Below are 9,521 nucleotides of genomic sequence, written 5' to 3' on the forward strand. Positions count from 1 at the left end.
GACGCAGCCGGCCGTCGCCGCGCCGGCGGCGCCCGTCATTGTGCCCGCGCCGGCGGCGCCCGTCATTATGCCGGCGCCGACGGCGCCCGCCGTCGCGCCGGCGCCGGCGATGCCGCTCGACCCCAAGGTGATCGAGCTGCTCGTCACGCGCGGCAACGAGATGCTGGCCCGCGGTGACATCTCCGCCGCCCGCCTCCTCTATGGCCGCGCCGCCGCCGCCGGCAGCGTGGCCGCCCTCACCGCCATGGGCCGCAGCTACGACCCCGCGGTGCTGGGCGCGCTTGGCGTGCGCGGCATCCGACCCGATCCGGAGCAGGCCGCGCTCTGGTACCGCCGCGCCGCCGAACGCGGCGCCGCGCCCTGATGCAGGAGCGAGCGATGGCAGCGGAAGTCTGGACCGGTCCCGGGCGGCGCGCCCTGCTCCTGGCGGCGGCGACAGGGCTGGTCGCGCGGGGCGCCGCGGCGCAGCCGCAGGGCGTGCCCGAGGTCGCGCAGCTCAACGCCCTCGCGGCGCGCGCCAACAGCGGCACGGTCGGCATCATCGCCGGCGGCATCGATGGCACCTACATCCGCATCGCCGCCGACCTCGCCGCGGTGCTGGACAGCGAAAGGCTGCGCGTCATCGCCATGATCGGCCGAGGCTCGGTGCAGAACATCGCCGACATCATGCTGCTGCGCGGCGTCGACCTCGGCATCGTGCAGTCGGACGTGCTCGCTTTCGCACGGCGAGAGCGGCTGTTCCCCTCAGTCGACCGGCTCGTGCAATATGTCTGCAAGCTCTACGACGAGGAGGTGCACATCCTCGTCCGGTCCGGCATCGGGGCCGTGCAGGACCTGGCGGGGCAGCCGGTGAATGTCGACCTGCGCGGCAGCGGCACGGCGATGACCGCCTCCCTCCTGTTCGGCGCGCTCCGCATCGCGGTGCAGGAGCGGCACGACCCGCAGGACGTCGCGCTGGAGCGGCTGCGCCGCGGCGAGATCGCGGCGCTGGTCTATGTCGCCGGCAAGCCGGCCCGGCTCTTCGCCGGCGTCCGGGCGGAGGAGGGGCTGCGCCTGCTGCCGCTGCCGGCGGCGCCCGCGCTGCTCGAGACCTATCTGCCCGCGTCCTTCGCGGAGGCCGACTACCCTGCGCTGGTGCCGCCGGGCGGGACGGAGACGCTGGCGGTCGGCGCCGTGCTCGCCGTCTATGGCTGGCCTCAGGGCAGCGAGCGGCATCGCAAGGTCGCGCGCTTCGTCGAGGCGCTGACGGCGAATTTCGACGCCTTCCTGCGCCCGCCGCGCCATCCGAAATGGCGAGAGGTGAACCTCGCCGCCACGGTGCCGGGCTGGACCCGCTTCGGGGCGCCGCCGTAGAGCAGGTCCCATTCGGTGGATCCGTTCCGCCGCCCGCCGCCCACGTCTTCGCGAGGCACCGCCAAGCTGGTCACGAAGCCGGGCTCGGTGCAGCGGCGCCCCGCCGCGGGGCGTTCATTGGGTGATGCAACGATCCGGCCGGAGCGCCGCTCACCCAAGGACTTCCAAGATGCGCCGCCCGCTGTTCCTGGTGTTTCTCATCGTGCTGCTGCTGGTGGCGGCGCTGCTGTACGCCGATATCGGGCACGAGGCGGGCTGGTTCGACGCGGGCATCTGAGGCCCGGCTCCAGGTCCGCGCCTCTTCACTCCTTCGCGTGGTGCAATGCGAGGCGGGATCTGCTCTAGGCTTTTCGTCTGATCGCGTGATTCACGCTTTCCGGTGATTCCGCCTCAGCCAAGCAAGAAAGACCCAGGAAATGATCACGCCCGCCGCCGCGCACCCGAGCCGCCGCGCCCTGCTGGGCGGCGGCGTGGCACTTGGCCTCGCCAGGCCGCATCTGGCGCTCGCCCAGGCCTGGCCGACCCGCCCCGTCACCCTGGTCGTCGGATTCCCGCCCGGCGGCCAGACCGACTTCGCCGCCCGTGTCATCCAGCAGGGCATGTCCGCGGCACTCGGCCAGCCGGTCGTCATCGACAACCGCGGCGGCGCCGGCGGCAATATCGGCACCGAAGCGGTGCTGCGCGCGCGGCCGGACGGCTATACGCTGCTCGCCGCCAATTCCAGTTCGATCGCCATCAATCCGCACACCTTCCCGGGCATGACCATCAATCCGCTGGAGCTGGTGCCGATCGGCCTCGCGCTGCAGAGCCCGCTGGTGCTTTGCCTGCATCCTTCGGTGCCGGCGCGCGACATCGCCGGGCTCACCGCCTGGATCCGCGCGCAGCGCGGCGGCATGGATTACGGCACCGCCGCCGCCGGCAGCATGTCCCATTGCGCCATGGAGCTTTTTCGCATCCGCATCGGCAATCCGGAGATGCAGAGCATCCCCTATCGCGGCAGCGGCCCGGCGATGCAGGATTTCATCGCCGGCCGCTTCAGCGCCCTCTTTGACGCGACCTCCGTCGTCGCGCCCTTCGTCAGGGCCGGCCAGGTGCGCGGCCTGCTGGTCACCGGCGAGCAGCGAAGCCCGGCCTTCCCCGACATCCCGACCGGCGCCGAGCTCGGCGTCCGGGATTTCGTCATCGCCGCCTGGATCGGCCTCTCCGCCCCGCGCGGCACGCCGCCCGAGATCGTGCAGCGGATCAATGCGGCGATGAATGCGGCGCTCAGCGACCCGGCGGTGCGCGAGCGCATCACCAGCCAGGGCGACGAGCCCGGCGGCGGCACCGCGGCGGAATTCGACGCCCTGGTGAAGCGCGACCATGCGCGCTGGGGAGAGGTGGCGCGGGCCGCCAATATCCGCGCCGACGGCTGAGAGACCTTTTGGAGCGCCCGTCGTCGGAATCGTCACGGCAACCTTCGCGACGGACCGCGCTTCTGGCCTCATGGCGGCCCGGCGTCCGCCGTGGAGGATTCCCATGATCGTGCGCGTCCATTACCCGAACCCCTTCTCCGGCGGCTTCGGCCGCTTCGAGTATGAGGCCGACCGGCCGCCGGGGCCCGGCACCCTGCGCCGCGCCGCCGTCCCGCGCCCCGATGGCGGCGACGGTGAGGAGATCGTCGAGATCACCCATGTCGCCGAGGGCCCGGATGGGATGGAGGCAGTCGGCATCCTTCGCCTGGATGCGCTCGGCGACCTTCGCGTGCTGTCGGTCGGCGGTGTCTGGGACTATCTGCCGGTGGTCCCCGACATCCACCGCCCGGCGCTGCTCGGCGTCCTGCGTCGCCTGTTCCGTGCCATTCCGGATGCCGGGGAGGCTGGTGGCGCAGACCTCGCGCAGCAGGTCGACGCCATCGGGGAGAGCTTCCGGCCGCTCGGCGGGCAACTGCCCGGCGTCGGGCCGCGCATCAGGGACCTCATCGCCATCATCAAGGGCCGCAGCCACCTCTCGGCGCTGCAGGCCTTCTTCGATGCCGCGCCCGATGCGCGGCCGGAGGTGGAGGCAGCGTCGCCATGATCCGCTGCGCCCCCTTTGTCGTAGCGTTGCTGGCGTCGGGCGTGGCGGGCGCGCAGGCGCCGGCGCCCGAGCCGGCGCACGTCTCCGTCGTGTTGAATTGCGATGGCCTGCCGGCGCCGCTGCCGGTCGTCTTCGTCGCCGGCGAACCGCCGACGGCGATGCTGGACTGGCAGGGCCTGCCGGTGACTCTGGAGGGTGCCGCCACCGGCGTCGATCGGCGCATGCGCTACGCCGCTCGGCTCGATGCCGGGCTGCTGGCGATCACCGCGGGCCAGGACGAGGCGGATCTGCAGTCGCCGGGCGCGCCGCTACGGCATTGCCGGGTGCAGCGGTAGAGCGTGATGACTTGAGGCCGATAGGCCGAAGAGTCTGAATCACGCGATCAGACCAAGTGCTCGAAGAGCATGGTGACTTGAGGCCGTCTCGGCCGAGAAGTCTGAACACGCGACCGAATAAAGTGCTCGAACGCCGCAGCGTCAGTCGGCGGGCCTTGCCGGCTGGGTGCGGCGCATCAGCAGGTCGGTCAGGCCGTCGACGACGCCCCAGCTCCAATCCGCGGCCGGCACGCGCACCTGCGTCATCCGGCCCCAGAGATGCGCCAGGATCGCTTCGCTCGGCCAGTCATGCGCCTCGATCTGCGCGTCGACATACCCGTCTTCGTAGCGGGAGCCGGGTCGCAGATCCGACAGGTGCAGCCGGGGTCGGGTGGTCACGCGCGTGTCCCTTCATCCTGCGCCCATGCGGGACAGCCGACGCATGGGCGCAGTCCGGGATCATGCAGCGGTGAACGTTCTGACGTCAAATCAAATACGCGGCGTCGCCGTGCTGCATGATCGGTGCCCTCCTGGGACCGTCAATGCGCCGCGCTCGCCGCCTGCTTGTTGATGGAGCGGTTGGCGAGCTGCGACAGCAGCTTGTCGGTCTCCTTCTCCTCGCCGAGCGTGCTCTCGAGCAGTGCCGCGGCATCGGTATTGCCCATGGCCTTGGCCCAGGCGACGAGGGTGCCGTAGCGGGAGATCTCGTAATGCTCGACCGCCTGGCCGCAGGCGGCGAGCCCGGCATCGCGCACCGCGCCTGGCTCCTTGATCTCGTCCAGCAGCTCCTCGCATTCCTCGATGATGCCGTTGATCGCCGGGCAGGTCTTGCCGCGCGCCCGCTTGCCGATCAGCTCGAAGACCTGCTGCAGCCGCGCGACCTGTTCCTCGGTCTGCTCCTTGTGCGTGTTGAAGGCGGTCTTCAGCTCCTGGTTCTCGGCCGCCCGCATCATCTTGGGCAGCGCCTTCAGGATCTGGCGCTCGGCGTAGTAGACGTCTTTGAGGGTATCCTCGAACAGGTCGTTGAGATCGGACATCGCGGGCTCCTTCAGGTTGGGCCGCGCGGGCCGGTGCCGGATGCCGGGTGCCGCCCGTCGCGCGCGGAGATGCAACGGAGCTGGGGCAGGCAAGTTGCGCGCGTGCCGTTGACGATATGCGCGCGCGCCGGAGCCTGCCCGGAAGGACAGGCTCTCAGGATCCGCGCGGCAGGGCATAGGCGATGACGTGGTCGCCCGCCCGGGTGCCGAGCGAGCCATGCCCGCCCGCGACGACGACCAGATACTGGCGGCCGTCCCGGCCGAGATAGGTCATCGGCGTCGCCTGGCCGCCGGCCGGAAGCCGGCTTCGCCAGATCTCGCGGCCATGCGTCACGTCATAGGCGCGCACGTAATCGTCGATCGTGCCCGAGAGGAAGGCGACGCCGCCCGCCGTCATGACCGGCCCGCCGAGGTTCGGAACCCCCATCGCGAAGGGCAGCGGCACGGGTGAGGCGTCGCGCGTGGTGCCGTTGGGGTGCCGCCAGGCGATGGCGCCGGTGGTGAGGTCGGCGCCCGCGACATAGCCCCAGGGCGGCTCCTGGCAGGGCAGCCCGAGGACCGAGGTGAAGGGATGGAGCTGCACCGCGAAGGGCGCGCCGAAATTCTCGCCCAGCGCCGGCAGGCTGCCTGCCGGCCGGTTGCCGCCCTGCACATAGAGCGTGGTGTCGTCCTGGCGGGGGACCAGGCGGGAGACGAAGGCGAGGTAGGTCGGCGTGGTGAAGGCCACCTGCCGCTCGGGATCGACCGCGATGCCGCCCCAGTTGAAGACGCCGAAATTGCCGGGGTAGATGAGGGATCCCTGCAGCGATGGCGGCGTATAGCGCCCTTCGTAGCGCAGCCGCCGCAGCGCGATGCGGCAGGCGAGCTGGTCGAGGATCGTCGCGCCCCACATCTCCGCCCCGGTCAGAAGCGGCGGTTCATAGGACAGGCGCGACACCGGCTGTGTCGGCGCCGTCCTGTCGCCGGGTGCCGCACCCTGCGGCGCCGCGACCTCGGTCACCGGCAGGATGGGCGCGCCGGTCTCGCGGTTGAGCACATAGAGCTCGCCCTGCTTGGTCGGCTGCACGAGGGCCGGTACCCGCCTGCCGTCCACGGTCAGGTCGACCAGGCTCGGCTGCGCCGGCACGTCATAGTCCCAGAGATCGTGATGCACGGTCTGGAAGACCCAGCGCACGCGCCCGGTGCCGAGGTCGAGCGCCACCACGGCGGAGGAGAAGCGCTCGACCACGTCGCTGCGGCGGCCGCCCCACTGGTCCGGCGGCTGGTTGCCGAGCGGCACGTAGACCATGCCGAGCGCCTCATCGACGCTCGAGATCGACCAACTGTTGGGCGAATTCGGCGTGTAGGTCTGGCCGGGCGGCAAGGGCGCCGTCTGCTCCGGATTGCCGGAATCCCAGTTCCACACCAGGGCGCCGGTATGGACGTCGAAGGCGCGGATGACGCCGGAGGGCTCGCGGGTCGAGACGTTGTCGAGCACGGTGCCGCCGATGATGACCAAGTCGCGCGTCACCACCACCGGCGATGTCGAATAATATCCGCCGGGCGCGACATGCGGCATGTTGGCCCAGAGATTGATCTGGCCGTTCTCGCCGAAGCCCGTGCAGACGCCGCCGGTTTCGGGATCGAGCGCGATCAGCCGTCCATCGGCGGTCGGCATGAAGAGCTTGCGCGGGCATTCGGCGACGGTGCGCGCACCCTCCGCCGCCGCGGGCAGGTTGAGCGCCGGTGGCCGATGCTCCTCGACGGCCTGGACTCTGGATCCGGTCGCGGTGGCCGCGGCGCGCTCGGCCGTGCCGCCGCCCGCGCCGGCAGGCGGCGTCGGCGCGCCGGAGGGCGCGCCATAGGCGGGACCGTCGTGATAGGAGAGGCCGCGGCAGGTGAGGTGCTGCAGCGCGAGCGCGCTTTGGATCCGCGGCTCGTAGCGCCAGACCTCGCGCCCGCTCTCTGCGTCGAGGGCGATGACGCTCTGATGCGGGGTGCAGAGAAAAAGCCGGTCGCCGATCTTGAGCGGCGTCACCTGGAAGGTCGTCTCCTCGGGATCGCCGGGCCGGCCGCGGACATCGCCGGTGCGGAAGTGCCAGGCGACCTGGAGCCGCTGGACATTCTCCGGCGTGATCTGCGCAAGCGGCGAGTAGCGCTGGCCAAAGCCGGTCCGGCCATAGGCGTGCCACTCGCCTTCCGGCACCGGCGGCGCGCCGGTCGCCGCCGGCGCGGCCCCCGCCGCGCCGCGTGCCATGGGCAGCGCGCCGTCGATGCGGTGCGGCTCCCGGGACAGCGCCAGGCCGCCGACGACCAGCGCGAGCAGCAGCACGCCGGCGAGCGCGAACCTGCCGCCACGGGCCGCGCCGAGCCCGCGCGTCACCCAGGGCAGCAGCAGCAGCGCGCCCAGGACAAAGACGATGTCGCCCCGCGCGGCCAGCGGCCACCAGTCGAGCCCAGCTTCCCACACCGCCCAGGCGAGCGTCGCCACAGTCGCCAACGCGTAGACCCAGAGCGCCGCGGGGCTGCGCCGCCAGAGCAACCCCGCGGTCACCAGCATCGCGATGCCGAGCCCGGCATAGAACCAGGAGCCGCCGAGCGCGATCAGCCAGGCGCCGCCGCCGCCGATGCCGATGCCGAGCAAGGCGAGCAGGATGGCGAGAACCAAGGGGCCCCGGCTTGGTCGCACGACATGCATGATGCTCATCCTCGTTACTGCAGCTCGGCTCGCGATGCGGTGCCGCGGCGACGCAGCGTGAAGCGAGGTCGCCACCTGCATACGCGGCCGCAGCACGATCGCTGGCGAGCCTAGCCGGCGGAGTGGGTTGCCGGGCCGCGTCAACGCGATCTTGATTGCGCGCCAGCACGGGCAAGGCGTTTACCGGCGGGCGAGCGCGACCGGCGCGCGGGATGCGCTGTCCGGTTGGTGCGGGACGGAAGGCGCGGTAGGGTGACCGCATGGGTACCCAGGACCGACAGGCTCTCCGGCCGGCTGTCGTGATCGCGGCCGTCGCGCTGGCCACCCTCATGGCGTCGGCGACGGTTCGGGCGCAGGCGCCGGGCGCGCCGCCCGCCGCGCGCGAGGAGCTGCCGCGCGAGGCCGCGCAGCGGGTCATCGGGCGGGAGGTCACCGGACCCTCCGGCGATGTGGTCGCCCGGATCGTCAACGTGCTGCTGGACGAGAACGGGCAGCCCCGTGCCGCCGTGCTCGACTATGGCGGCTTCCTCGGCGTCGGGCGGCGTCGCGTCGCCGTCGCCTGGCGCACGCTCCGCTTCTCGCCCGAGAGCGTCCGCCTGGAGCTGACGCGCGATCAGATGCGCGCCTTCCCCGACTACCGGGAAGGCGATTCGACGGTGGTCGCGGCGCCGCCCGCGACAGAACCCGAACCGTCCAACTAGGCCCGGCCGCCATCATGACCGGGCGCAGCGGGCGTGGGCTCGACTGGCTGAACTTCTTCATGGCCAATGTGCAGACCGGCTTCGGACCCTTCGTGTCCGTCTACCTGACCGCCAAGGCCTGGACGGAGCTCGAGATCGGCATCGCGCTGAGCATCGGCACCCTGGTCACCATCGCGATGCAGGTGCCGGCCGGCGCCATGGTGGATGCCACGCCGAACAAGCGTCTGGCCGCCGCTCTCGCGCTGGCCGCCATCGCGTTTTCCGCGCTGCTGCTGGCCGCTTGGCCGGTAACCCTGCCGGTGATGGCCTCGGAGGTGCTGCACGGCCTTGCCTCCTGCGTGCTCGGCCCGTCGATCGCCGCGATCAGCCTGGCGCTGGTCGGGCAACGCGGGCTCGGCGAGCGGCTCGGGCGCAATGCCCGCTACGCCGCGGTCGGCAGCGGCGTGGCGGCGGGGCTGCTGGGGGCCGCGGGCACCTGGCTCTCGGGCGCTTCCGTCTTCTGGCTGACCGCGGCGCTCTGCCTGCCGAGCGTCATCGCGCTCGCCGCCATCCGCCCGGCCGACCTGCATCCGCCGGCGGCCGCGACGGAGGTGCGGGAGCAGGGCGTCACACGCGGCCTCGGCATCCTCTTGCGCAGCCGCGTCGTGGTGGTCTTCGCGCTGTGCTGCACGCTGTTCACCCTCTCGAACGCCGCGATGCTGCCGCTGGCCGGCACCCAGGTGACGCGCAACGCGGGCGACGAGGCGAACCTGATCATCGCCGGCTGCATCATCGCCCCGCAGCTCGTGATGGCGCTGATCGCGCCCTGGATCGGCAGGCTGGCGGAGCGGCGCGGGCGGCGAGCGGCGCTGCTCATCGGCTTCGCCGCGCTGCCGGCGCGCGGCGCGCTGCTCGCGGTGGTGGAGGATCCGGCTTGGCTAATCCTGGTGCAGGCGCTGGACGGGATCAGCGCCGCCGGGCTCGGGGTGATGCTGCCGCTGCTGGCCGCGGATGCGACGCGTGGCAGCAACCGCTTCAACCTCTGCCTCGGCGTCTTCGGGCTGGCGATCGGGGTCGGCAGCACGCTCAGCACCACGCTGGCCGGGCTGGTGGCGGAGTGGTTCGGCGTCGGCACCGCCTTCGCGCTGCTCGCCGCGACCGGCCTCCTCTCCGTCGTCGCGGTCTGGGCGGCGATGCCGGAGACCCGGCGAGAACCGGATCCCGCGCCGGCGTGACGCGGCGCCGCGTCTAATCGAGATCGCCGCCGCCAAGCTGCATGCGCGCCAGCTCGTTCTCGGCGCCGCGCGCAGCGCTCGCGGTCCGCGGCAATGCCGGCAATGCGGCCAGCCGGCCGAGGACGGCATTGCCGCCGTCCCGGAACAGCGGCGCCGGCAGCGCCGCC

Annotated in this window: 10 protein-coding genes; 7 read left to right on the forward strand and 3 right to left on the reverse strand. The window is 72.1% G+C overall.

The annotated features are described in order from the left end of the window. From GXW71_RS33745 to GXW71_RS33765, 5 genes are all read left to right on the forward strand, one after another. The coding region (locus GXW71_RS33745; protein ID WP_456316003.1) for a hypothetical protein at positions 1-364 on the forward strand (364 nt) is incomplete at its 5' end. 14 nt (positions 365-378) lie between these two features. After that, entirely contained in the window at positions 379-1,353 is a 975-nt protein-coding gene (locus tag GXW71_RS33750; RefSeq protein WP_211858345.1) for a TAXI family TRAP transporter solute-binding subunit, read from the forward strand. 416 nt (positions 1,354-1,769) lie between these two features. Beyond that, the gene (locus tag GXW71_RS33755; RefSeq protein ID WP_211858346.1) at positions 1,770-2,768 is read left to right on the forward strand and encodes a Bug family tripartite tricarboxylate transporter substrate binding protein; all 999 of its coding nucleotides are present in this window, start codon (positions 1,770-1,772) and stop codon (positions 2,766-2,768) included. Positions 2,769-2,871: 103 nt separating this feature from the next. Beyond that, positions 2,872-3,411 (forward strand): hypothetical protein, encoded by a 540-nt coding sequence (locus GXW71_RS33760; RefSeq protein ID WP_211858348.1) that lies wholly within the window; start codon positions 2,872-2,874, stop codon positions 3,409-3,411. After that, positions 3,408-3,746 carry a hypothetical protein gene (locus GXW71_RS33765; RefSeq protein WP_211858350.1) on the forward strand — a complete coding sequence of 113 codons (339 nt, stop codon included), beginning with the start codon at positions 3,408-3,410 and terminating at the stop codon, positions 3,744-3,746. The genes GXW71_RS33760 and GXW71_RS33765 overlap by 4 nt, the downstream gene beginning before the upstream one ends. A 141-nt stretch (positions 3,747-3,887) precedes the next feature. Here GXW71_RS33765 and GXW71_RS33770 read toward each other — a convergent pair whose 3' ends face one another. From GXW71_RS33770 to GXW71_RS33780, 3 genes are all read right to left on the reverse strand, one after another. Then, on the reverse strand, positions 3,888-4,124 hold the full coding sequence (locus GXW71_RS33770; RefSeq protein ID WP_211858352.1) for a hypothetical protein: 237 nt from the start codon (positions 4,122-4,124) through the stop codon (positions 3,888-3,890). 140 nt (positions 4,125-4,264) lie between these two features. Next, the gene (locus GXW71_RS33775) at positions 4,265-4,762 is read right to left on the reverse strand and encodes a YciE/YciF ferroxidase family protein (protein WP_211858354.1); all 498 of its coding nucleotides are present in this window, start codon (positions 4,760-4,762) and stop codon (positions 4,265-4,267) included. 154 nt (positions 4,763-4,916) lie between these two features. Further along, entirely contained in the window at positions 4,917-7,439 is a 2,523-nt protein-coding gene (locus GXW71_RS33780; RefSeq protein WP_211858361.1) for a membrane-bound PQQ-dependent dehydrogenase, glucose/quinate/shikimate family, read from the reverse strand. 260 nt (positions 7,440-7,699) lie between these two features. Here GXW71_RS33780 and GXW71_RS33785 point away from each other — a divergent pair, with 260 nt between their 5' ends. Both GXW71_RS33785 and GXW71_RS33790 read left to right on the forward strand, forming a co-directional pair. Beyond that, complete coding sequence (locus GXW71_RS33785) at positions 7,700-8,140, forward strand: PRC-barrel domain-containing protein (RefSeq protein ID WP_211858363.1); 441 nt, start codon at positions 7,700-7,702, stop codon at positions 8,138-8,140. 14 nt (positions 8,141-8,154) lie between these two features. Further along, positions 8,155-9,354: an MFS transporter gene (locus tag GXW71_RS33790; protein ID WP_211858367.1), complete on the forward strand. Its 1,200-nt coding sequence runs from the start codon at positions 8,155-8,157 to the stop codon at positions 9,352-9,354. The last annotated feature ends 167 nt before the right edge of the window (positions 9,355-9,521 follow it).

This window comes from Plastoroseomonas hellenica, from assembly GCF_018129085.1.
Classification (GTDB): domain Bacteria; phylum Pseudomonadota; class Alphaproteobacteria; order Acetobacterales; family Acetobacteraceae; genus Plastoroseomonas; species Plastoroseomonas hellenica.

Bases quoted from the DNA above. Each gene is read 5' to 3' on its own strand.
- GXW71_RS33785 (WP_211858363.1), top strand. From the start codon at position 7,700: ATGGGTACCCAGGACCGACAGGCTCTCCGGCCGGCTGTCGTGATCGCG.
- GXW71_RS33750 (WP_211858345.1), top strand. From the start codon at position 379: ATGGCAGCGGAAGTCTGGACCGGTCCCGGGCGGCGCGCCCTGCTCCTG.
- GXW71_RS33755 (WP_211858346.1), top strand. From the start codon at position 1,770: ATGATCACGCCCGCCGCCGCGCACCCGAGCCGCCGCGCCCTGCTGGGC.
- GXW71_RS33790 (WP_211858367.1), top strand. From the start codon at position 8,155: ATGACCGGGCGCAGCGGGCGTGGGCTCGACTGGCTGAACTTCTTCATG.
- GXW71_RS33780 (WP_211858361.1), bottom strand. From the start codon at position 7,439: ATGCATGTCGTGCGACCAAGCCGGGGCCCCTTGGTTCTCGCCATCCTG.
- GXW71_RS33765 (WP_211858350.1), top strand. From the start codon at position 3,408: ATGATCCGCTGCGCCCCCTTTGTCGTAGCGTTGCTGGCGTCGGGCGTG.
- GXW71_RS33775 (WP_211858354.1), bottom strand. From the start codon at position 4,762: ATGTCCGATCTCAACGACCTGTTCGAGGATACCCTCAAAGACGTCTAC.
- GXW71_RS33760 (WP_211858348.1), top strand. From the start codon at position 2,872: ATGATCGTGCGCGTCCATTACCCGAACCCCTTCTCCGGCGGCTTCGGC.